Annotated in this window: 23 protein-coding genes and 1 other RNA gene; 8 read left to right on the plus strand and 16 right to left on the minus strand. The window is 45.5% G+C overall.

Annotated features, from left to right (window positions below):
• Nucleotides 1-40 precede the first annotated feature (40 nt).
• Nucleotides 41-568 carry a thioredoxin family protein gene (locus tag C0638_RS24085; RefSeq protein WP_013370512.1) on the plus strand — a complete coding sequence of 176 codons (528 nt, stop codon included), beginning with the start codon at nucleotides 41-43 and terminating at the stop codon, nucleotides 566-568.
• Nucleotides 569-653: 85 nt separating this feature from the next.
• Here the strand turns inward: C0638_RS24085 and C0638_RS24090 are convergent, their stop codons facing one another.
• Genes C0638_RS24090 through C0638_RS24100 form a run of 3 tightly spaced genes read right to left on the minus strand, consistent with a single transcriptional unit; the run spans nucleotide 654 to nucleotide 3165 of the window.
• The gene (locus C0638_RS24090; RefSeq protein ID WP_013370511.1) at nucleotides 654-1223 is read right to left on the minus strand and encodes a DUF309 domain-containing protein; all 570 of its coding nucleotides are present in this window, start codon (nucleotides 1221-1223) and stop codon (nucleotides 654-656) included.
• Entirely contained in the window at nucleotides 1224-2036 is an 813-nt protein-coding gene (locus C0638_RS24095) for a GTP diphosphokinase (protein WP_013370510.1), read from the minus strand.
• 34 nt (nucleotides 2037-2070) lie between these two features.
• Nucleotides 2071-3165 (minus strand): quinone-dependent dihydroorotate dehydrogenase, encoded by a 1095-nt coding sequence (locus C0638_RS24100; protein ID WP_013370509.1) that lies wholly within the window; start codon nucleotides 3163-3165, stop codon nucleotides 2071-2073.
• Between the two features lie 218 nt (nucleotides 3166-3383).
• Here C0638_RS24100 and C0638_RS25480 point away from each other — a divergent pair, with 218 nt between their 5' ends.
• Nucleotides 3384-3530 carry a hypothetical protein gene (locus C0638_RS25480; protein WP_013370508.1) on the plus strand — a complete coding sequence of 49 codons (147 nt, stop codon included), beginning with the start codon at nucleotides 3384-3386 and terminating at the stop codon, nucleotides 3528-3530.
• A gap of 27 nt (nucleotides 3531-3557) precedes the next feature.
• Here the strand turns inward: C0638_RS25480 and C0638_RS24105 are convergent, their stop codons facing one another.
• From C0638_RS24105 to C0638_RS24115, 3 genes are all read right to left on the minus strand, one after another.
• Nucleotides 3558-4988: a L,D-transpeptidase gene (locus C0638_RS24105; protein ID WP_102163817.1), complete on the minus strand. Its 1431-nt coding sequence runs from the start codon at nucleotides 4986-4988 to the stop codon at nucleotides 3558-3560.
• Nucleotides 4989-5149: 161 nt separating this feature from the next.
• Nucleotides 5150-5392: a ferredoxin gene (locus tag C0638_RS24110; RefSeq protein WP_013309730.1), complete on the minus strand. Its 243-nt coding sequence runs from the start codon at nucleotides 5390-5392 to the stop codon at nucleotides 5150-5152.
• 161 nt (nucleotides 5393-5553) lie between these two features.
• Complete coding sequence (locus C0638_RS24115; RefSeq protein ID WP_058711309.1) at nucleotides 5554-6834, minus strand: DNA polymerase IV; 1281 nt, start codon at nucleotides 6832-6834, stop codon at nucleotides 5554-5556.
• 293 nt (nucleotides 6835-7127) lie between these two features.
• Between C0638_RS24115 and cimA the strand changes: the two genes are divergently transcribed.
• Nucleotides 7128-8744, plus strand: a complete 1617-nt coding sequence (cimA, locus tag C0638_RS24120) for a citramalate synthase (RefSeq protein WP_013370504.1) — start codon at nucleotides 7128-7130, stop codon at nucleotides 8742-8744.
• Nucleotides 8745-8806: 62 nt separating this feature from the next.
• Here the strand turns inward: cimA and C0638_RS24125 are convergent, their stop codons facing one another.
• The 4 genes from C0638_RS24125 to C0638_RS24140 all read right to left on the minus strand — a co-directional run bounded on the left by C0638_RS24125 (nucleotide 8807) and on the right by C0638_RS24140 (nucleotide 12875).
• Entirely contained in the window at nucleotides 8807-9433 is a 627-nt protein-coding gene (locus tag C0638_RS24125; RefSeq protein ID WP_058710352.1) for a TlpA family protein disulfide reductase, read from the minus strand.
• 173 nt (nucleotides 9434-9606) lie between these two features.
• Nucleotides 9607-10344 (minus strand): exonuclease domain-containing protein, encoded by a 738-nt coding sequence (locus C0638_RS24130; RefSeq protein WP_058710353.1) that lies wholly within the window; start codon nucleotides 10342-10344, stop codon nucleotides 9607-9609.
• A complete protein-coding gene (locus C0638_RS24135) occupies nucleotides 10341-11423 on the minus strand; it encodes a DUF294 nucleotidyltransferase-like domain-containing protein (protein WP_058710354.1) in 1083 nt (360 codons plus the stop codon). The genes C0638_RS24130 and C0638_RS24135 overlap by 4 nt, the downstream gene beginning before the upstream one ends.
• Before the next feature lie 48 nt (nucleotides 11424-11471).
• Nucleotides 11472-12875, minus strand: coding sequence for an ammonium transporter (locus C0638_RS24140; protein ID WP_013370500.1), 1404 nt, complete (start codon nucleotides 12873-12875; stop codon nucleotides 11472-11474).
• A 292-nt stretch (nucleotides 12876-13167) separates the two neighbouring features.
• Between C0638_RS24140 and C0638_RS24150 the strand changes: the two genes are divergently transcribed.
• Entirely contained in the window at nucleotides 13168-13599 is a 432-nt protein-coding gene (locus C0638_RS24150; RefSeq protein WP_043886097.1) for a MerR family transcriptional regulator, read from the plus strand.
• Nucleotides 13600-13641: 42 nt separating this feature from the next.
• A complete protein-coding gene (locus tag C0638_RS24155; protein ID WP_025676967.1) occupies nucleotides 13642-14313 on the plus strand; it encodes a zinc metallopeptidase in 672 nt (223 codons plus the stop codon).
• A gap of 96 nt (nucleotides 14314-14409) precedes the next feature.
• Here C0638_RS24155 and C0638_RS24160 read toward each other — a convergent pair whose 3' ends face one another.
• A complete protein-coding gene (locus C0638_RS24160) occupies nucleotides 14410-15339 on the minus strand; it encodes a glutamate biosynthesis transcriptional regulator GltC (protein ID WP_058710359.1) in 930 nt (309 codons plus the stop codon).
• Nucleotides 15340-15437: 98 nt separating this feature from the next.
• Nucleotides 15438-16061 carry a rhomboid family intramembrane serine protease gene (locus tag C0638_RS24165; RefSeq protein WP_013370496.1) on the minus strand — a complete coding sequence of 208 codons (624 nt, stop codon included), beginning with the start codon at nucleotides 16059-16061 and terminating at the stop codon, nucleotides 15438-15440.
• Nucleotides 16062-16182: 121 nt separating this feature from the next.
• On the opposite strand from C0638_RS24165, the gene tpx reads away from it, so the two are divergent.
• Nucleotides 16183-16701, plus strand: a complete 519-nt coding sequence (gene tpx / locus C0638_RS24170) for a thiol peroxidase (protein WP_013370495.1) — start codon at nucleotides 16183-16185, stop codon at nucleotides 16699-16701.
• A 90-nt stretch (nucleotides 16702-16791) separates the two neighbouring features.
• Here the strand turns inward: tpx and C0638_RS24175 are convergent, their stop codons facing one another.
• The 4 genes from C0638_RS24175 to C0638_RS24190 all read right to left on the minus strand — a co-directional run bounded on the left by C0638_RS24175 (nucleotide 16792) and on the right by C0638_RS24190 (nucleotide 20210).
• Nucleotides 16792-17184 carry a DUF1499 domain-containing protein gene (locus C0638_RS24175; protein ID WP_025676970.1) on the minus strand — a complete coding sequence of 131 codons (393 nt, stop codon included), beginning with the start codon at nucleotides 17182-17184 and terminating at the stop codon, nucleotides 16792-16794.
• A gap of 216 nt (nucleotides 17185-17400) precedes the next feature.
• Nucleotides 17401-17595, minus strand: a non-coding RNA gene (gene ssrS, locus C0638_RS24180) — 6S RNA.
• Between the two features lie 58 nt (nucleotides 17596-17653).
• A complete protein-coding gene (locus C0638_RS24185) occupies nucleotides 17654-18415 on the minus strand; it encodes a YesL family protein (protein ID WP_013370493.1) in 762 nt (253 codons plus the stop codon).
• 217 nt (nucleotides 18416-18632) lie between these two features.
• On the minus strand, nucleotides 18633-20210 hold the full coding sequence (locus C0638_RS24190) for a degradosome RNA helicase CshA (RefSeq protein WP_013370492.1): 1578 nt from the start codon (nucleotides 20208-20210) through the stop codon (nucleotides 18633-18635).
• Between the two features lie 326 nt (nucleotides 20211-20536).
• On the opposite strand from C0638_RS24190, the gene C0638_RS24195 reads away from it, so the two are divergent.
• Nucleotides 20537-21358: a YitT family protein gene (locus C0638_RS24195; RefSeq protein ID WP_058710355.1), complete on the plus strand. Its 822-nt coding sequence runs from the start codon at nucleotides 20537-20539 to the stop codon at nucleotides 21356-21358.
• A 172-nt stretch (nucleotides 21359-21530) separates the two neighbouring features.
• Entirely contained in the window at nucleotides 21531-21719 is a 189-nt protein-coding gene (locus tag C0638_RS24200; protein WP_014599634.1) for a hypothetical protein, read from the plus strand.
• Nucleotides 21720-21791: the final 72 nt, after the last annotated feature.

The following is a 21791-nucleotide window of genomic DNA, read 5'->3' on the forward strand; positions in this document are numbered from 1 at the left end:
TCATAGTTACATATTTTAGATTTTGATAGGAGAGATTCCATTGAACGCACAAAAATCCAACAAAAAAAAGCTTATACCTGTCATTGGCTTTTTTGTTGTGCTTATCATTTTGCTTGGAGTGCTGCTCGCTTTAAACTCAGGCACTAAAAACAAGCTGTACGGCGTTTCCACAGCTTCGTTAAGTCCTACTACCCAGGAACTGCTAAACGATCCGAACTATCAGCAAATTATTAAGCCAGAAGATCTACAAAGTAAAATTGACAAAAAGGAAAGCTTTTTCGTCTATCATTTCGCGTCTGACTGTGTTCACTGCCGTGCCACCACTCCTAAGCTCATGCCTTTGAGCAAGCAGGAGAACATTACGATGCACGAATTTAACCTGCGTGAGTATGAGGCTGGCTGGGACAAGTACAAGATTGAGTATACACCTACGCTTGTTTATTACGAAAAAGGCGTGGAAAAGGAACGTATGGTAGGTGGATTGAAGGAAAGTCCTTCAGACAACGGATACACACTCGATGATTTCAAAGCCTTCTTTGAGAAATATAAAAAGAACGTGACCTCTTAGACAAATGTCCTCACACCTGACAATGATAAAGCAGCCCGATCCCTATAAAACGGATCGGGCTGCTCGTTTATTATGCGCTACAACATCAAGGCGCATCCTTCGTTTCCACTGTAGCTGAGCGTAAGCTCCCAGCGGCCTGTCTTCGCCTAATCGAAGCTTCCAGCGCCTGCTGACGCTGCTCATGCTTTTCCCCACGCCGAGGACCTCTCTGCTGAGGGATATTGACTGGAACGGACGATGATGCCTTCTCCACGGCCTGGCGCAGTCCGGGCTCGACAATTTCAATCGTCAAATCCCGATAAACCGGCGGTTGACGTTGAAGCTCTTCCGAACCTTCCATAACAGCTTCAGCAAGCTGCCGAGCGCAAGCGCGCGCCTCATCTACCAGCTTCGCCATATTAATGCCCAGCGCGTGCGAAGCAGCATGCTCCAGCCTATGTACCGCACTGTCCAGCATCATGTATCCACCACGATAGTTACCATTGCGAAAATGATACAGTCCTACAGCAATTTGCAGTAAACCTTTATATACAGGGTCTCGGTCCAGCTTAAGCCACAGCTCTTCCAGTACCTCATGACATTCAAAGTAATCCCGATCCCGATTGAAGTATACCAAATAAGTTACGTACAACGGTTCATAGGAAGGGTTCACCATTTAAAACTCATCCCTGTCTTCTTCCTTAGTTGAAGCTTCCAGCATCTCCTTGACCTCATCATGCAGCTGCTTGATTCCTTCCATGTCGTGCCGCTCCCACAGTTCATTAAATCTGCGCTGCGCCTCAATCGTTTCACTAATTTTATGGTAGAAATAAAGACGGTGCATGCCTGTTAGAACTTTGGATACGATATTGGCTTCATCCTCGAACTTCTTCTGCGCTTCCAATATTTCAAGACGGATGGAAGACATTTCATTATCCAACACAAAGGCTGCCTCAGCCGCCTTTTTCAACCGGGCCCGCATATCATCCGGCAAGCTCTCACGATACTTATAGCTAAGAGAATGCTCTATGGTTGCCCAAAAATTCATAGCCAACGTACGGATTTGAATTTCGGCCAGCACAATTTTTAACCCCACTGCTGTCTGAACCGGGTACTCCACAATCATATGAAAGCTGCGATAGCCGCTATCTTTATAATTGGTGATATAGTCCTTTTCATACAATACCGTCAAATCCTTACGTCTTCGAATATATTCGGCTACCCGCCGAATATCCTCTACGAATTGACACATGATGCGAATGCCGGCAATATCCTCGATCCCCGTCTCCAGCTGATCAGGTGAAACCTGCAATCTCTTCGCCTTATCGAGGATGCTGGATATTTTTTTAACCCGTCCAGTTACGAATTCGATAGGAGCGTATTCCTCGCGCTTTTTCAGCTCCGCACGCATTGTTTTGAACTTGACCTTAAGTTCCTCCACCGCCTGATCGTATGGCAGCAAAAATGTTCCCCAGTCTCTTCCGTCCATCCCCGTACCTCCTGTCTCTTCCGACAACACTTTTTTATCTATGAGCTGCACCAACAGCCTCGGTAATGTGTCTAAAGCCGTCCTTTCGAAGCAGCTCACGCAGACCGGCATGTATAGCCCGGTTTACTTCCGGCCCTTCGTAAATCAATGCTGTATAAATTTCAATCAGGCTAGCGCCTGCTTTAATTTTGTCATAGGCATCACGACTGGTAAAAATACCGCCTGATCCAATAATAGGCAGCTTCCCTTCCGTCTGGCGGTATACCCGTCCAATGACCTCTGTGGAACGGTCACGTAGCGGCTTACCACTCAATCCTCCGGTTTCACTTGCATTTCGATGCGTCAGACCCGTCCTGGATATCGTCGTGTTCGTCGCAATAATGCCATCCACTCCGCTGGCCGCAATCGCATCCGTCATATATTCCAATTCCTCGTCCGATACATCCGGTGCAATTTTGACCAGTACAGACTTGGCTTTACCATACTTTGTCGCCTGAACTCCCATCTCTGCCCGAACCGCTTCCAGTAACGACTTCAGTTCACTGCCATGCTGGAGTTTTCGTAAATCCGGGGTATTGGGCGAACTAATGTTTACTACAAAGAAGTCCGCATACGGATACAGTGCGGAAATACATTTCTCATAGTCCTTATGGGCATCCTCATTTGGCGTTACTTTATTTTTACCGATATTAACAGCAATTGGCACAGGTCGATGTTTAAGGGTAGCCAAACGCTGGGCCATGCTCTCAGCACCCAGATTGTTAAAGCCCATCCGATTGACTAATGCCTCATCGGGAGGCAGTCGAAACAACCGGGGCTGATCATTGCCGGGCTGTCCGACAGGTGTCACCGTGCCTACTTCCATAAAACCAAAACCGATGGAAGAAAAACCGACAACCGCTTCAGCATTTTTATCCAGTCCCGCAGCCAGTCCAATCGGGTTGGGAAAATGAATACCAAACAGATCAACGGCAAGATCTTCCGTTTCCTTGACTCCATACATCCCTCGCAACGTCGCTGCTCCACCGGGAAGAGAGCCCGCATGCTTTAAGCCGTCAATGACTACATGATGGGCCCTCTCTGGACTCATTTTGAAAAAAACAGGTTTCGCAATCCTTCGATACAACACGATTCATCCACTCCGTTCTATGCCCTTGCACAATCCTAAAAAAACATCTCTACAAAATAGTTTAGCTTTTTCCATACCAAAAAGAAAGTAATTTGCGAGGTCCAATATCAGAACAATTCAGTTGTCATGGAGATGTCATTGAAAATGTATAATCAAACCATTTACAATGGACATAGTAAGACAGGATCTTAGCCCGCAAGAAAAGAGGGATTGCTGATATGAAGACCAAGCGCAAACCGCCCAGTCTGCAAAAGAAAAAGGATGAGGTGAACAAGAAAGCGATTGTTTGGACCGCCGTCAGCTTTGTTCTACTCATCATTGTGATTGTTCTGGTCATTGTTTTAGCACAAGCAGGAACTCGTTAAACAACAAGTAGCAGTGGCATCAAAATGTTAATTTAGCCAGTGATAGGTTTTGTGGGGATTCGTCTGGTCGTGCTGCGGCTCACTCGTAAATCGGGAACCAGGTACAAGCACTTGATCAGGCAGTCCCCCGTTACCAATAACCACCTCCGTACCTGAAGGTACGAGTGCAAACAATTCCTCCACGTCTTCCTTCCCCATGCGGACACAACCCAGCGACTCATTTTTGCCGATACTGTCTGGTTCGTTCGTACCATGGATAGCATAATTTGTTGCAGACAGTTGCATACCACGGCTGCCAAACTCACCGTTGGATTTGCCGTTCGGATTTACGACTTTATCGGTAATCACAAATTTCCCTTCCGGTGTTCTTTCTCCGCCCAAACCGATGGGATAATTGCGAATAAGTATATTGCCGCTCACCAATGCTAGCCTGTGTTTGGATTTGTCTACCACAATTCGTAGCGGTTGCCCCAGAAAAGGCCGTCCGTGCAATGACGATGCCAGCAGTAGACTGCTTTCAGCCGCTGAGCCAGCGTTCTGATCTCCTGCCTTCCCTGTTCCCTGTGCTGGAGAAGCAAGTAAATTGCGCATAGGTGTAAAAGCCTTCTTCATCCCGTCTGTCGTACCGTACATCGTGTTATTGGGAAAATCTCGGGTCAGTTCCTCAAGACTCTGGGGAAGACGTTGATGCTGCGAGCGATAAGCACGCATGGCGCTATTCAGCACAGCCAGCTCTTCCTGTCCGGCAGCCCATTTTAGACCTTTTATGCGGAGATTCTCACTGTCCGACGGCTTGCAAGCACATGCAGCGGCGTCGTAAGACTGAATAGCTAATCCGCCGTTTCCCTTGTTCTGTACACTAAGTAACGGCTTCATGCCTTCTCTCCAGATCAGCCACGCCCCACTCTGCTCCATGCCCAGCACTGTGGTCTTGGACGGCATTTGACTCGTCTTTGCCAACATATCCGTAAGCGCTGTTCCAGCCCCACTTCCTTGCCTGGCTTGAGCTGTAAACACATCACCAGCATAAGTCTCACCGTTTTGTGCCCTCTTCTTTGGATCTGCAGTAGCCACTTTCGCAACTTCGACATGATCAATCGCTGCATGCTCAGTTCCGGATGGAACGGATGCGCTCTCAGGTGAAGTGCTCGGTGAATTGGCTGAAGGGACCCAGATGAGCAGAAGTACCATTAAGGCAGTTAAAAGATGACGTGTTCGAGCGGTTCTCCGCTCCTTCTCCTTGGACATCTGAACCAGTTTATCCTGATATTCCATCCATACGTCTGCCGGAATCCGTTTATGCTCAAAGGCTTCGAACACTTCTCCTGCACGATTGAAGCAATAATTTGCTTTGCCCTCCTGACCGTTGCTTTCATACTCCTTACCGAGTAAATACCAGGCCATTTTATTATCAGGGTGCTTTTTGACATACGATTTAAGATGAGGCGAATGGTCCATCGGATCCTCCTGATCGTGTAATCTTGCATGCTTACTAGTATGTATATCGGTCACAATGGGCCTGATGGACAGCACATAAAAAAAACAGCACCGTCAGCATGCTTTCACCGTTATACGGTGAAGGGTACTGTCGGTGCTATGCCTGTCCAAAAAACTTACACTTAACCTTCTTTATTGAACGGTTCGTCTGCAACTTTGATGGAATCTGTAGGGCAACCGTCACAAGCATCCTGCATATCATCAAACAGGTCTTCTGAGATCGCCTTGATGCCTTGGTTTGCATCCCCTTCAAAGATCACTTCAGCCAAACCTTCATCATCATAATCATAGATGTCTGGTGCTGTAGCGCCGCAGGCTCCGCAAGCAATGCATGTATCTTTTTCTACCCAAGTGTATTTAGCCATAACTTTTCTCTTCCTCCTATACAATCGAACAAACCAGCTTTTGCATTCTATTCACATATTAATACAAACCCAAAATTATTACAAATTATTTTCCTTTATCCTTCATGCAAAAAACGCTTATAACGTGTGTTACTGATACTGACCATCATTCTCCCCTAAGTTCACTCTGGAGTAGGTAGATTGTCTTTTTGCAGCGAAGTTCCGCGCAGCTTGGAATTACGAAGAAGTACTGAAGGATCATCTCCCAGCATCCCCGCAGTCAAAATTGCATTTTCACCAAACTTATCCCGCAGCGCATCCATCGTTTTCAGTAAACTTTCTTTTTTAGGCTGGTCTTGGTATTCAAATAGATCTAATTGAACTGCCGCTTCCTCCTTTGGAATGAGCTGTTGCAGCGTAATCCCCAACAAACGCACTGGCTTATCCTCTCCCCAATGGCGACGATACAATGCACAAGCTTCCTTATATATGTCTTCTGCACTTTCCGTAGGCGTACTCCTGACTTGAGAACGCGTAAAGGTCTTCATATCCGGGGTCCGAATCGTCAGTTGGATACCTCCTGCCAGCATCCCTTGTCGTCGAAGCCGCCGAGCTACCTGATCACTAATGTTAAGCAGTACCCTTTGGGCTTCTTCCAACTTTACTACATCCATAGGCAGAGTGGTTGTGTGACCGATGGATTTGTTCGGCTCCCGTTCAGTGCTGACTTGAGAATGGTTAATTCCGTTTGCCGCCAATTTTAACCAAGAACCAGTTACCCCAAATATGCTAACCAGCATGTGTTCATCTGCCTTAGCCAGTTGACCAATGGTGCGAATGTTCATTTGTAGAAGCTTATCTGCTGTTTTGCGGCCCACACCAAACAATTGCCCACATGGAAGGCTCCACAAAATGTTGGGTACATCACGCAAACGTAGAACAGATATCCCGCGTGGCTTTTTCAGATCAGAGGCCATTTTGGCTAGCAGTTTGTTGGGTGCTACCCCAATTGAGCAAGGCAAGCCTAGCTCTTCTTCTACTCTACGCTGAATCTCCTCGGCAATATCCAAAGGTGTTCCAAACTGCTTGGAACCGGAAATATCTAGATAACACTCATCAATTGAAGTTGCTTCCAGCATAGGCGTATACGAGTAAGCAATACTCATAAATGCTTTGGAATAACGACGGTATAAATGAAAATCAGGCTGTATTATGATGAGCTGCGGACAAATCCGACGAGCCTGCTGAACAACCATCCCTGTTGAAATGCCCAATCGTCGTGCTTCATAAGAGCAAGTTACAATTACACCTTTGCGCAGCTCACTGCTGCCTGCCACTGCGGTAGGCAATCCTTTATATTTTTCCGGCTCCTCCGCTGCATGAACAGAACAATAAAATGCGTTCATATCCACATGCAGAATAACTCGTCCACCAACCGGATAATAAGCACTGACATCTTTCATGCTCAACCCTTCTTTTTAACTGTAAATTCATTTGTTAGCCCAAGAATATGTCCTTTGATTTTATACTTAAAGTACCCTTGCATACTATTTCTATTTTACATAAAAAATATAGGTTTTGCGCTCAAAAATGATAATTATATATTACATTTGAAGTCATTAGTTGTTATAATCGACTATCATACGAACACGACAAACTAACGCTTTCCTGTTTTTAAGCGTTAAACAACTAAATTAATTTGCTTAAAAAAGCAGAGCATTACCAATCTGAGCAATCCGCGAAGGAGGAGTCCCTCATGTCCACCGCTATTTCTATCTTTGACACAACGCTGCGAGATGGCACTCAAGGAGAAGGAATTAGCTTGTCTGCTGATGACAAATTGAAAATCGCCAAAAAACTCGATGATCTCGGTGTTCACTATATTGAAGGCGGGATTCCCGGGAGCAACAGCAAGGATATTGAATTTTTCAAACGGGTACAAGAACTAGGCCTTCAGGCAAAGATTGTCGCCTTCGGCAGCACGCGCCGCAAAGATAGCATCGCAGCGCAGGATGTCAATCTGCAACGGATTCTGGAATCTGGCGCTCAGGCCGCTACTCTGGTCGGTAAATCATGGGATTTTCATGTACACACTGCATTACAGACAACGCTGGAGGAAAATCTGTCTATGATTTACGACTCCATCGCCTTTTTAAAGCAAGGGGGCATGGAGGTTATTTTTGATGCCGAGCATTTTTTTGACGGATATAAAAACAACCCCGAGTATGCACTCGCCGTTATGAAAAAAGCTGAGGAAGCAGGCGCGGATTGGCTCGTGATGTGTGATACCAACGGCGGTACCCTTCCGCATGAAATACATGAAATTGTCACTACACTGCAAAGCCAGCTAACGAAGTCACAGTTGGGCATTCATACACACAATGATTGCGAATTGGCAGTAGCCAACTCACTCAGTGCAATTCAAGCAGGCGCAAGACAGGTCCAAGGTACCATCAACGGCTACGGTGAACGGTGCGGTAATGCCAACCTATGCTCCGTCATTCCGAACTTGCAGCTTAAGCTGGGCTACGACTGTCTAGATCCCGAGAAGCTAAAACAACTCCACAATACAGCTCGCTTTGTGAGTGAAGTCGCCAACGTCAATCTGCCTGTCAACCAGCCTTATGTTGGCAATGCTGCTTTTGCCCATAAGGGGGGCATTCACGTGTCAGCTATTCTGCGCGACTCACGAACTTATGAGCACATCGCTCCTGAACTTGTGGGGAACAAGCAGCGGGTCTTGGTCTCCGAACTGGCCGGACAAAGCAACGTTGTATCTAAGGCGCAAGAACTGGGCATCACCCTTGATCCGTCCAGTGATGAGGCACGTGGCGTCATTAGTCGTATCAAGGAACTTGAGCATCAGGGCTATCAGTTTGAAGGCGCGGATGCTTCGCTGGAATTGCTTATTCGTGAAGCCGGCGGTGAAGTGAAGGAAATGTTCTCATTTGAATCCTTTAAGGTGCTGGTGGAAAAAACAGCGGGGCGATCGGTCGTCTCCGAGGCATTCTTAAAGCTGAATGTTGCAGGGACAAGTGTCTATACCGCAGCTGAAGGAAATGGTCCTGTCAACGCACTTGATAATGCACTCCGCAAGGCTCTTTCTCAGTATTTTCCAGCCTTGCGAGACATGCATTTGGCTGACTACAAGGTGCGTGTGCTCGACGAAAAAGACGCCACTGCCGCCAAGGTACGCGTGCTCATTGAGTCCAAAAACTACGAGGACGTCTGGAGTAACGTAGGCGTATCCGAAAATGTTATTGAAGCTAGCTGGGAAGCTCTCTTGGACAGCTTCCGTTACGCATTGCTGGAAGCGCCAACTCCAAAAAATGAACAAACAGAGCTTACTCATCACGGATTAGTTAACCACTAATCAACTACTACAATGAGACAATAAGGTGACATTGGAGGTCTATATCAGCCCCCAAAGTCACCTTATTTTTTTGAAAGTGCTTCTATTTTACACTCCAACTCTCGTTCACTGAGCATGCCGATTATAATTTCTCGTACCCGTCCATGGTCATCAATCGTTACATGAGTCGGAAAAGCCACTCCTTCAAATTGTTCAAACAACGCTCCTTGTTCATCCAGTAATATGGGAAATTTGAGGTTCAAAGAACGGGAAAACTTCTGCACATCCTCCAACCGGTCATAGCGAGTTACATTGATGCCATACACATCTACATCATGTTTGTATTTACTATACAATTCATTCAGCATGGGGGCTTCTAATCGGCACGGATCGCACCATGAAGCCCAAAAACTAATGATCATCGCTTTATTTCGCGGAGCCCCTACATCGTAGGACTTGCCGTTTAACCCCTTTAAAATCATAGAAGGAAGCTGTTGCCCAGGTTTGATTCTTTTTATTACCTCTGCTGCTGCTGATTCAGCCCCTACATTCTTCTCAACATCAAGCTCTTTCTCACCTTTATATTTTTCTTCCAGTGGTGCATTTTCCACAGGCAAGCTTGCTGAATAAACTGTGTTTGCAATAATCCCCCATGAAGACCCAACCATAACCAGCACAATTATCGCTCTGATGAAAAGAAATCTTTTCACAGTCTTATCACCTGTCTTTCATCTAAATGATCTTCATCCTTCCCATAGGATGCCCCTACGATTCCCACCTCTAACCTTCTAAATCTGAACAGGACACAAAAAAAACAGCAAACCCACGAAAATCGCGAACTTGCCGTTATGATGTGATGTCAGATACTATACCTTGTACTGAATCAGGCATGACTCAAATGCGCGTAGACATCTGCCAAATTGGTCACATTACGCTTCAGCATTTCCTGAACATACGCCACCCAAAGCTTAGCCGTCATCTTCGCATCCTCTAACGCATGATGCCGCCCTTCAATCGGAATGGAATGATAGGCCAGCAATTCATCCAAACTATAGGTTTGGTGTTGCTGTGGCTCCAGCCATTTGGCGAGCATCATTGTGTCTAGTACACGGTGAGTTAACTGAACTTTAGATGTTTTCCATAACGCAGCATTTAAAAAGGCCTTATCATGAGCGCTAGCATGCGCTACAAGCACCCGCCCACCTACAAAGGACATAAAGTCATGCAGTCCATTCATAAGCGGCAGAGCTCCATCCGTCATTTCCCGGGTAATCCCAGTTAGCCGAGTAATCTGTTCAGGAATCTCGGTCCGCGGATTGACAAGCGTATAAAACTGCTCTTTTTCCATAATTACATCCCCGACTACCCGAATCGCTCCGAACGATAAAATCTCATCTCCATGCTGTGCCGAAAACCCCGTTGTCTCCAGATCAAAAACTACCGTCTCCAAACGCTCCAGTGGGGTACGCAATACTTCAGAACGCCGTTGTTCCCGCGTTAAGGACCGAATAAACGCCATCTGCTGAGCCGTAGGAGCCCCCATTACAGATGCGATTGCCGACGGCACTCCTCCTCTGCGGAGGGCACTCCAGAAGCCACCTCCCTGCGCTGGTTCCTTCATGACCTTCTCCCTTCCATAAATCGCAACTGCCTTTGCAACGCACGATGCAGCCGTCGTACTGTTGAAAGAGCCTCGCGCAGCTCATGCCAGCCTTTACCTTGCTTCAACGGCTTGACAGCCAGATAGCCATTACTGATCAGCAACCCGTCCTTCTCCCTCGCCGGAGTAGCCATTCGAAGCTGAAGTGCGATCCGAAAGGCTCGCTCGCAAGCATCGAGTAAAGGCAACGGTGCCGCTTCAAGTGATGCGAGACGCCTGAGTCTTTTCAGGGTGGAAGTTTCCTCTACACCATGTTGCAATGCCAAAAAACGGACGGCGTTCACCAATGGAATGTATAACCCGTATTTCACATCAAAATCGCCTGCATGCTCACCGAACCGCTCGGTAACGATCTGACCTAAAATATTAAGTGTCGCTTTATGCCTTACCGTGTTTCTAAGTACCACTGAAGGTAGGTCGGGTTGTTTGCGGAACAACTTATAAAAGCTTTGCTTCCATTCCACAGACAATTGCTCGTCACCTGCGATATGTCTCATGTCAGACGAGATAATGAGATATCGAATCGGCTCCCAGGCAAAATCTTCCGACCATTTTGATAGCTGGTCTTGCCATCCAGTCAATGTATGGCGCCACAATGGCTCCGAGCACATCACTTTCCCCTCGCATTTGGGATATCCCAAATGCTCTAGCATTGCAGAGAGTCTGCGACCAAACTCGTTAAAATACAATTCTTTATCAGCAGACACAAGGTCACTGATAATCATACCGTTATCCTGGTCACTCCACAGCGTCGATTCCGAGCGTCCCATGCTACCGAAGGCTATAAATGCGTAAGGGACGGGAGGAGGGCCGAAGCCATCCTCAACCATCCCTTTTTCGCACATTTGTACAGCTCTGGCCGCGATGCGGTCATGCATTTCATTCGCCGTTCGTAACCAGTCTGATAACGGAGCGGAGGCTTGGGAAGCCAGCAGCCATTTCTGGGAATCCACCCTGACCTGCCTTAACGACTCAGGTGTGTCTGCATGATCAATCGCTTCGGCGGAACTCACCCAAGGGGCCATATTTTGCAGTTCCATACTTCCATCTCCTCCGCTCATCCATACTGGCTCTTTATATTTTACCTATTAGCTGACAATTCCAGAACGCTTTTCAGCTTCGGTAACTAACTTCATTTGCTCTGGATAGCCGTACGTACCGTGTTCACTGATATCGAGTCCCATCGTTTCTTCCTCTTCCGTAACGCGAATACCCATAATTGCTTTCATCGCACCCAGAATAATGAAGGAAATGACGAATACGAATGCCAAAGTACCAATCAGTCCAAGCAGCTGTACTCCTAATTGTGTAAAACCACCACCATAGAACAGACCCGCTTGACCTACACCTGTTATTTTTGCAAGCTCAGGAGTAGCGAAAAACCCTGTGGATACCGCGCCCCACATCCCCGCAACACCATGCACGGAGAAAGCATATACCGGGTCATCTACTCTCGCACGCTCAAACCATTGCGCTGTGAAGAAAGTGACGATCCCTGCAACTGCGCCAATAACCAATGCCGCCCAAGGTGCTACAAAGGCACAAGAACCCGTAATGGCAACCAAGGCTGCCAGCACACCGTTTAGCATAGCAGGAATATCTGCTTTTCCGTATACCATCCAAGATACGAGCAAAGCGAAAACTCCGCCTGCCGCAGCAGCAATATTTGTAGTCAGAGCTACATATCCAAAGAATCCGTCATTCATAGCAGAAACAGCACTACCTGGGTTAAATCCAAACCAGCCAAACCAGAGAATAATAACACCCAGGATAGAGTACACCTGATTATGACCAGGGATAATGTTCGGCTTGCCATCTTTATTAAACTTGCCCAGACGCGGTTTGAGCAGCAGCGTAGCGACGAGTGCCGCCGTAGCACCTGTCAGATGGACCACTGTTGAACCAGCGTAATCTTGCATTCCCAACTTGCCAAGCCAGCCGCCGCCCCATACCCAGTGAGCTACAACTGGATAGATCACGATGGAGAACAAAATACCGAAAATAATGTATACACTTAATTTTGCACGCTCTGCCATCCCTCCGCATGCGATCGAAAGCGAAACCGCAGCAAAAGCAAAGTGAAACAAAAACATAATCGTAATCGGAACATCCAAACCTGAAAGAGTATCAAACGATGCAGCAGCATCTGTCCCGCTCATGAAGAAACCCGTCAGTCCCATAAATCCGTTACCGCCGTCATTGCCAAAACCGAATCCAAATCCGAGGGCCCAGAAGGACAAAGCCGCAACACCCGTCGTGAGAATCGTTTTACCAGCGACATGACCCGCGTTCTTCATTCGTGTCGAGCCTGCCTCCAGCAATGCAAATCCTGCTTGCATGAAAAATACAAGTATAAATGCCAAGAACGTAAATGCCGTGTTTAGCCCAGCTTGAAGTTGAATATTTGTCGGCCCGTCAGCAGCGAACGCACCTACCGGAAAAGCTAGAACCGTCAGCATGGCCAATAATACAACTAACCACTTTTTTCTCATGAAGACCACTCCTCGAATGTTAAGTTTCTTTACATTTCGTGAAATTCTTATTGTCATTATAATCAGAATACATGAAAGTTGACAAGATTTTTTTTATTATGTTAAAAAAATGAACTTACAAACCTGACATGTCACATTTACTAACCATAAAGGTAGCTTGTTTGAGCCCGACAAAAGCATAACGTTTGACTGTATGGTTGAGGATCATGTAAAATATCCTTTATAAACACTCGGTTTAAAATGCTAATATTGAAGGTTGAACGAAGAGCGCGAGGTGAAGACAGATGGGGATATGAAGCTATATCGAATTGGCGAGCTAGCCAAAGCGGCTGGTGTCAGCGAACGAACGATTGATTATTACACTAAACTCGGTTTGATCACACCTGAAGAACGATCATTGAAAAATTATCGCCTTTATAATGGTGAAACGTTAAACAGGCTTGAACGTATTAACCAAATGAAACAAGAGAAGTATAGCCTTGAGGAAATCAGACAGACTCTGATTAAATGGAACTCGGTTGCAGGAGAAGAGCACGTCACTGACAAACTAACGAGTCTAGAAATGCATATGCAGCGTCTAGAGCGTGAAGTCAATGAACTACAGCCTCTTCTCGGACAGCTCAAGCCCGTCCAAGCTCGCAAGCTGCTTACTGGTCTTTTGCCACAAAGCGCTGCTTGTATTGAGGCTTTGAAGTATCTGTTGGAGCATAGTTCTATGATGTAGATACTCGGGCTAGTAGTATGAACAATATTGGAGGGTTGCTTTATGATGGGTATGTATATATTGATTATTCTTGCGTTCGGATTATCCTTATGGGCGCAATTTCGTGTAAAAGGTACGTTTAACAAATGGTCTGATGTCCCAAATGAAAATGGGCTGACTGGTTACGATGCAGCTCGGCACATGCTGGATCGTAATGGCTTACATGATGTACCTATTGAGCCAGTACCCGGCGCGCTATCTGACCATTATGATCCGATACAACGAGTGGTGCGCTTGTCCGAGCCTGTTTATTATGAAAAATCCATTTCTGCGGTTGCTGTGGCTTGCCATGAAGTCGGTCATGCCATCCAACATAAAGAGCATTATCCTATGCTGGCACTTCGCCACCGGATCTTTCCAATCGTAAACTTTGCTTCCGGGATTGCACCGTTTCTGCTGATTGCTGGTTTCTTATTTAGCTTTACGAACCTGATCGGTTTGGGTATTATCTTCTTCTCGGCTACTGTTGCTTTTCAATTAATCACATTGCCAGTTGAGTTTAATGCTTCTAATCGCGCACGGGAAATTATGGTTTCTGAAGGATTTATCCGTAATGATGAAGAACGTGGTGTAGCCAAAGTTTTGAATGCTGCTGCATTGACGTATGTGGCCGCAGCTCTCGTTTCCTTGCTGGAACTGATCCGCCTAATTGGCATCTTTAATAGCCGGGATTAATCACTTGTATTGCAAAAAAAGGTTGTTCCTCCACCAAGACGGTAGAGGAACAACCTTTTTTATTGATCTTAAACCAATACACTATACTTAATTGTCTCAATCTGCTTTTGCCGTTTTGTTCGAAGTAGCAGCGTTACCATGAAGGCCAAAATATTGCAATAAAAAACTTCGGAACGATTTAGCAACCAATGGAAGTTTGTCATCTCTACGATGAATCAAGCCAATCGTTCGCGTCACCTCTGGGTCAACAATCGATACCCTTGCAGGTTGAAGCGGGTTAGTCTGAAACAGCGCCATTTCAGGCAGAAGACTAACCCCCATACCCGCAGCTACTAAACCGCGAATCGTATCTGTCTCTTCACCTTCAAAAGCAATATCCGGCGTAAATCCAGCCTCCAGGCAGGCCTGCCAGACAATCGGACGTAACGAATATCCATCCCTGAACAAGATGAATTTTTCACCTTTAAGCTGGCTTAATGTGATGTGTTCAGCTGAAGCTAAAGGGTGATTAGGTGGGAGAACCGCAAATAACTCCTCGGTTAACACCACATCCCCCTCGACATGGTCATGTCGATCTGGAAAAGGAGATACAAAAGCCAAATCCACCTCACCCGCTAACACATCACGAATTAAACTTGGGTACATTCCTTGTTTAAATCTGAATTTAACATTGGGATACCGCTTACGGAATTCAGCCACCACTGTAGGAATAAGATGAATCCCCAAACTGTGCGGAAAACCGATACGGATTTCGCCCCCCTCAGGGTCCAAAAACTCATGCACTTCCAAAACAGCCCGCTCCAGATCTTTTATGATCGTTTCCACCCGTTTGCAAAATAGCTGTCCCACTGGCGTAAGTTGCAGATTGCGACCCTTTTGCATAAAAAGATTAACTCCCAGCTCCTCTTCAAGCTGATGAATTTGCCGACTTACCGCAGATTGCGCCACATGCAACTCCTCAGCTGCCTGAGTGACATGTTCTTTTTGCGCTACTTTCATGAAGTATTGCAACTGTCGTAATTCCACTCCGATATTCGCTCCAATCTGTTTTTCAACATACGAAAGAAGATGTTCATCGAACATCATCCTCTTTCTTACCCAGATAACTTACGATAAAGCTGTCTTTAGTGACGTTTGCGTTGACCAGTCAATCTAATCAATAATCCATACATGAAGAACCCACTGAGCAAGCCCCCAAAGTGAGCGGTCCAGTTAATGTTCGCTACAGCAAAAGAAAACAGAATACCAAACCCAAGCAGCGTGTACAGCGTTTTGCGCGAAGCATCATCCATCAAGGAACGTTGGAACAAGGCAACGTACAGAAACGCCCCATAGATCCCATAAATCGCTCCTGAGGCTCCTACAGAGACTGTCGTTTCTGCCACCATGTTGTAATGCGCAATGGACAGTATGTTCCCTACAACACCCGTGACCAGATACAACAACACATATCTTAAGGACCCGAGCAAACGCTCCAGCGGAGGAGCGAATACAAGTATTGCAAAGGAATTAAACAAAAGATGATCAAACCCTGCATGTAAAAACATAGCTGACACATACCGCCACAGCTGGTCAGTGAATGGCGCCTCATTAATCAAAGCCCCATACCGGATCAGCGTCAAACTATTTTCTGATCCACCTTGCACGGTCAGTACAATAAACATCACAATATTGATAAGCAAAATCAGACAGGTTACCGGGTAAAACCGCAAATAACTTTTCCAGTTCTCATAACGTAAAAAAATCAAGGCAATCCTTCCTTCATGGGGTGTCTCCACCTTATTCAAATTGGACAATGTCTTTTATAAAAGATTATAATAGATTTCGGCAACGATAACCAATGCCAAAAACCAAAGGAGGCTATTACATATGGCACAAGAACGTACAGGAGTTGCTACTTTTAAAGGCAATCCTTTGACTCTCATAGGTCCTGAACTGAAAATTGGAGATCAGGCGCCTGATTTCAAATTACAGAAAGACTTATTGGAAGCAGCTACGCTTCAAGACTTTGCAGGTAAAGTCAAACTGATTAGCGTTGTCCCTTCTCTAGATACAGGCGTGTGTGACGCACAGACTCGACGTTTCAACCAGGAAGCAGATTCCTTGGGGGACCAAGTTGTGGTCCTGACGGTTAGCGTGGATCTGCCTTTCGCCCAAGCTCGTTGGTGCGGTGCGGCTGGTATCGATCGCGTATTGACACTGTCTGACTATAAGGATCATTCCTTTGGTGAAGCTTATGGTGTATTCATTAAGGAATTCCATTTGGATCATAGAGCTATTTTTGTCATTGATCAAAATGACAAAATCGCTTACGTAGAATACTTGAGCGAGATGGCCGAGCATCCTGACTATGACCAGGCGATCGCAGCCGTAAAAAAACTCGTCTAAATCAAGATCGAATATTAAAAAAGCGAGTGAAGGATGGCCTTCCTCGCTTTTTTGATGTTTGTCTACCACATCACTACTCCCAACCTGCTATTACTGTACGACCTTATAAGCGGACAGCTTCTTGTCGATCATAGCGAACAGTTGCAAAATAATGCGGTAATTCGCACCCAAGTCCCCTAACGATCCGCGTGAAGCAGAATAAATATCCACCGCACTTCGAACTGGCGAGACAGATAAAATTGAAACGGTAATGTCGACGGTTCTGCCGAACGCCGTTCGCTTCTCCAACGTAATCTCACCTACGGATGCTACCTCATGGAGTACCTTGTAGCCAGGAATCTTTTTCATGATAGATGATACTTCTTCCCAAGCCTTGTCTCTCGATAAGTTATAATAGCGTGTCTTCATTTGGGGGTCCTTGACCCGGTCGCTTGTACCTTCTTGGCTGCGCACAATCCCTACCAGAGTCCTCTTCAACGACAAGACATTTCCTCCTTCACGATAATCGCTACCTAATCATACGACACATCGGCTTCCTCTGCTGCAAGCGCTTTATAAAATACGATAAACAACCGAAAATGAGTCCGATCATGTCTTTGGTATGCGACCTTAGTATCTCATGTCTTAGTTTAACATTGTTGCATACAAAAAACACCCTGTTTCTGCATAAGCAGTACCAGAGTGTGTTCATTACATTATGGAGTACCCGCCGATGCCGTCCGACCATAGCGTCTTCTGAACCTGCTTTAGCAGGTGGGTGACCGCAGAATAAACTTTTGAAGTCCCCTTGTCAGCAATTGACAGGGCTTTTCAGCTATTCATTCGTATAGATCTCCCTAGACATTGTCATTGGTTCAAAACAACAAATGACCGTAACGTGCATCGCAGGATGTGACCTTATTATAGCGCTTCTCACTCAAAAAGTAAATGCTAGGAGAAATATGTTTTATTTTTAGAGGTTATCACTTTTTTTGTCTTCCATGCTTGCCTTTTCCTCGTCTTTCTGTTTCATCTTCTCCATTTGATCCTGCATTTTGAGGAAGGTTCCGTAAAAATTAAAAAAAGCGAACCAGGCAACTACACTGCCGATGAAAAATAAGAAAAGCACGGGATATTTAACTCCAATGTATATAACAACGGCGCTGCCGAGCATGGTGGAAAATACACGGAATGGTCGAATCAGCGTCAATAAAACTGCATTCTTAATAATTTGTCCGGTAGACATATGATAGTGAACTACCATCGAAAAGAAGTTAAACATAGACACAAGCAAAATAATAATGAGGATCAGCATGATGACGCCCACGATTTGCAAGTTGCTGAGCTGTGTCATATATACAGTGTAATCCACATACATAACGACAAACAATAGCGTGTAAAAGATACCCCCGATCAGACTCTGCTTATAGTTCTCTTTATATCCTTTAAAGAAGGTACGAAACACGCCTGTATCGGTATCGCCCATCACCCATTTGCGAACCACTGCGAACAAAGCCGATGTTGCTGGAAATAAAGTAAGCGGTGCCAAAATCGCCATCGCCCAGTTCATTTGTAACGATTCATTCGCCAGATTCTGATTCATAACAAGTAATTTCAGTATGAGGCAGAATACAAAAGGCGATGAACATAACACCCACAACAAATTGCTAGCCGCCAGCCGGGTAATCCACTCGGTTAGGCGGTAAATCCCCCCCATAGCTCCTTTAAATTCCAATGTTAGTCTCTCCCTCCGCAAGCCTTGGCAGTTCCAAGACTTATGTTGCTATGCCTGTTAATTCCGGCTCTTGACTATATCATACCGTATTTCAGCCCTAAAGCGCCAGTGAAATCCATACGTGGTCCATTAAAGCTGATCCCATAAATTTCATACATACTGATCAAAAAAAGCCGAAGCTAACATTAGCTTCGACTTTTTATTCATTTATTTCTTATTATTCAGAAGAGGAATCTTCACGTCTTGCAGGACGGCGAGTTTCGCCATTGCTGCTCGGGCGTGGTTTGCGATCTCCACTATAGCGGCTTCCGGAATCACGGTTGTAGCCACCGCCTTCTTTGCCACGGTTGTAACCACCGTAGCCACCTTTACTGCCGCTACCGCCACGGTTGGAATTATACCCACCGTTGCTGCGTCCACTATAGTTGGAAGGCTTGCGTCCGCCAGAACGCACGTCAGGTTTACGACGTTTTGCACGGATCGGATCTTCTGGAGTCAACTCAATAGATGCCTCTCTCTTCTCACCAGTCATCAGCTTCAGAGCTGCGGAGAGGAGTTGAACAGAGTCATATTGCTCCAGCATTTGAATAGCCAAACCTTTGTACTCGTTCAGCTCGCCTTTTTCTACAACTTCTAGAAGGCGTTCTGCGATGATACGTTGTTTGCCTTCCAGAGCTTCTGCCAACGTTGGAAGAGGCTTACGTGGAATGCGGTGACGAGTTACACGTTCAATGAAGTGCAAATGGTCAATTTCACGAGGCGTTACGAATGACCAAGCTTCCCCTTCTTTACCTGCACGTCCAGTACGTCCGATACGGTGAACATAGCTCTCCGGATCTTGCGGGAGGTCAAAGTTCACAACGTGAGTTACGCCGGAAACGTCCAAACCACGGGCAGCAACGTCAGTCGCTACGAGCACGTCAATACTTCCGTCACGGAATTTACGCATAACAGCATCACGCTGATTTTGAGACAAGTCACCATGCAAACCATCTGCGGAATAACCACGTTTTTGCAGAGCTTCAGCCAGCTCGTCTACCCGGCGCTTAGTGCGACCGAATACGATAGCAAGTTCTGGGGATTCCATATCGATCAAACGGCTTAATGCTTCGAATTTTTGACGCTCAGGAACTTCAATATAGGCCTGATCAATCAGCGGAGCGCTAACTTGTTTAGGAATAACGGATACATGCTCAGGATCTTTAAGGAATTGCTCAGCCAATCTTTTAATGTTAGGAGGCATTGTAGCCGAGAACAGCATCGTTTGACGCTCGTCCGGAACCTGCTTCAGAATGGACTGAATATCTTCCATGAAGCCCATATCCAGCATTTCATCTGCTTCATCCAAAACAACGGTGTTTACGTCTTCTAGCTTAATGGTTTTACGATTAATGTGATCGAGCAAACGTCCTGGTGTACCAATAATAATTTGAGGTTTCTTTTTCAAAGCGCGAATCTGGCGTACGATATCTTGTCCACCATAGATCGGCAAAGTGCGAAGACCTTTAAAGCGGGAGAGTTTTTCGATTTCTTCAGCCACTTGAATAGCAAGCTCACGTGTTGGAGCCATAATCAGGGCTCTGATTTTTTCATCGTTTTTAGAAATTTTATTGATCATCGGAATACCAAACGCAGCAGTTTTACCAGTACCTGTTTGGGCTTGACCAATCATGTCTTTCCCTTGCAATGCAATCGGGATGGATTTGGATTGAATAGGTGTTGCTTCTTCGAACCCCAGCTCCGTAATCGCCTGAATTACTTTCGGTTCAAGATCAAATTCTGCAAATGTCGTCAAATTTATTCAAACTCCTTCATAATGGTGGATGTGGTGGACAATCCACAATGTTGTCTGTATTCTTAAGTAGCGATATTATTGTATAAGTTTTCCCCAATACAGTGACAGTTTATTTAACTCTATAACTGCATCTTTTTGTAATGAATTTGGGGAACCCTATCCGATACATCTTAAACGAATTTACCCTTTTTAAAACAGTTTAAATTTTAAGTGTTTCTCTGGACATAGGTCCCTACTCAAGAATATCCACATCGCATTATAGCACAGAACAATTCATGAATACCAGTAAGTTGCTTTCTGTATAATTAAAATGAGGTGAAAAAAAGTTGTTAAAAATAGTGTTAAACTGCTTAACTGTTATTCTTGGAGCCGCTGCCATAGCATGCGGTTTTAATCTGTTTCTCGTCCCACATCACTTGCTGAGCGGGGGAGTAGCCGGACTTTCCATGCTAATTGGCTATTTCACAAAATTCGATATCAGCACCATGTATTTTATCATTAATATCCCGATGCTTATTGCAGGCTGGTTTATTTTAGGCAAGCGTTTTATTAGTCTGAGCATTCTGTCGGTTATCGTTACCACGTGGATTTTGGCTTGGGTACCCGTACATTCTGTTGTGTCTGATCCCCTGCTGGCCTCTGTCTTTGGAGGGGTCATGGTAGGCATTGGAGCGGGAATTTCCTTTCGGGTAGGAGGGTCTACAGGCGGTTTTGACATTATCGGTTCCATCGTTACCACTTATCGGGACTTCCCCGTCGGAACTGTACTTGTAGGCTTGAATGGACTGGTCATTCTCGCAGCAGGATATTTGAACGATGATTGGAATATTGCACTGGCTTCCATGTTATCCATTTTTGTGACTGGTAAAGTGTTGGATCAAATCTATGTAAGTCATACGAAGATCACCGTCTACATCATTACAGAGCACACTGACAAGCTACTTAGCCGAATGTTGACCACGCCTCGAGGTGTCAGCAAAATAAAAATTGAAGGTGCATTTTCACATACCGAAAAGGACATGCTGATGACTGTTACGACACGCTACGAACTTGTTGAATTAAAACGTATTATTAGGGAAGTAGACCCTTCTGCTTTTGTCAATATTGTGGAAACGGTTGGAGTAATGGGTTCATTTCGCCGAAGATAAGCACAAACCCAAGTGTCAAAATGAAGCTTTTGTGGTACACTATATGTGCGCTGTTCCCATAGTATATAAAGACCAGCTTTACCTGCTATTTCACAGGCACTTTGCTTTTCCGAATCGTATTGAATGATTCTTTTGGAATGATTCCGAGCAGGAAAGGGTGATTTTTGTGGAAATGGAAACGGTAAAACTGTCCGACATTGTCTTAAGATGGTACCCGGAAATGCTCCCTTCTCTCAAAAAGAATGAGCTAAACTCGATGATTGTGCTTCGAGACGGGTTGTCCATACTCAAGCCAACGGATGCGCTTGAAATTATTCAGTACAGTATTTGTGAGCACCAAGACAATAACTATCTTCAATAAATCTTTTTTGCCAAATGCCGCTTCTTCCGGTTGTATCCACAACCGTGAAGAGAGCGGCATTATTTATGCCTA

This window comes from Paenibacillus sp. lzh-N1 (assembly GCF_002872435.1).
Lineage (GTDB): Bacteria > Bacillota > Bacilli > Paenibacillales > Paenibacillaceae > Paenibacillus > Paenibacillus polymyxa_C.

Coding starts and splice junctions, on each gene's coding strand:
- C0638_RS24110 (WP_013309730.1), bottom strand. CDS start 5,392: ATGGCTAAATACACTTGGGTAGAAAAAGATACATGCATTGCTTGCGGA.
- C0638_RS24115 (WP_058711309.1), bottom strand. CDS start 6,834: ATGAAAGATGTCAGTGCTTATTATCCGGTTGGTGGACGAGTTATTCTG.
- C0638_RS24140 (WP_013370500.1), bottom strand. CDS start 12,875: ATGAGAAAAAAGTGGTTAGTTGTATTATTGGCCATGCTGACGGTTCTA.
- C0638_RS24090 (WP_013370511.1), bottom strand. CDS start 1,223: ATGGTGAACCCTTCCTATGAACCGTTGTACGTAACTTATTTGGTATAC.
- C0638_RS24105 (WP_102163817.1), bottom strand. CDS start 4,988: ATGGACCATTCGCCTCATCTTAAATCGTATGTCAAAAAGCACCCTGAT.
- C0638_RS24095 (WP_013370510.1), bottom strand. CDS start 2,036: ATGGACGGAAGAGACTGGGGAACATTTTTGCTGCCATACGATCAGGCG.
- C0638_RS24135 (WP_058710354.1), bottom strand. CDS start 11,423: ATGGAACTGCAAAATATGGCCCCTTGGGTGAGTTCCGCCGAAGCGATT.
- C0638_RS24150 (WP_043886097.1), top strand. CDS start 13,168: ATGAAGCTATATCGAATTGGCGAGCTAGCCAAAGCGGCTGGTGTCAGC.
- C0638_RS24130 (WP_058710353.1), bottom strand. CDS start 10,344: ATGAAGGAACCAGCGCAGGGAGGTGGCTTCTGGAGTGCCCTCCGCAGA.
- C0638_RS25480 (WP_013370508.1), top strand. CDS start 3,384: ATGAAGACCAAGCGCAAACCGCCCAGTCTGCAAAAGAAAAAGGATGAG.
- cimA (WP_013370504.1), top strand. CDS start 7,128: ATGTCCACCGCTATTTCTATCTTTGACACAACGCTGCGAGATGGCACT.
- C0638_RS24200 (WP_014599634.1), top strand. CDS start 21,531: ATGGAAACGGTAAAACTGTCCGACATTGTCTTAAGATGGTACCCGGAA.
- tpx (WP_013370495.1), top strand. CDS start 16,183: ATGGCACAAGAACGTACAGGAGTTGCTACTTTTAAAGGCAATCCTTTG.
- C0638_RS24155 (WP_025676967.1), top strand. CDS start 13,642: ATGATGGGTATGTATATATTGATTATTCTTGCGTTCGGATTATCCTTA.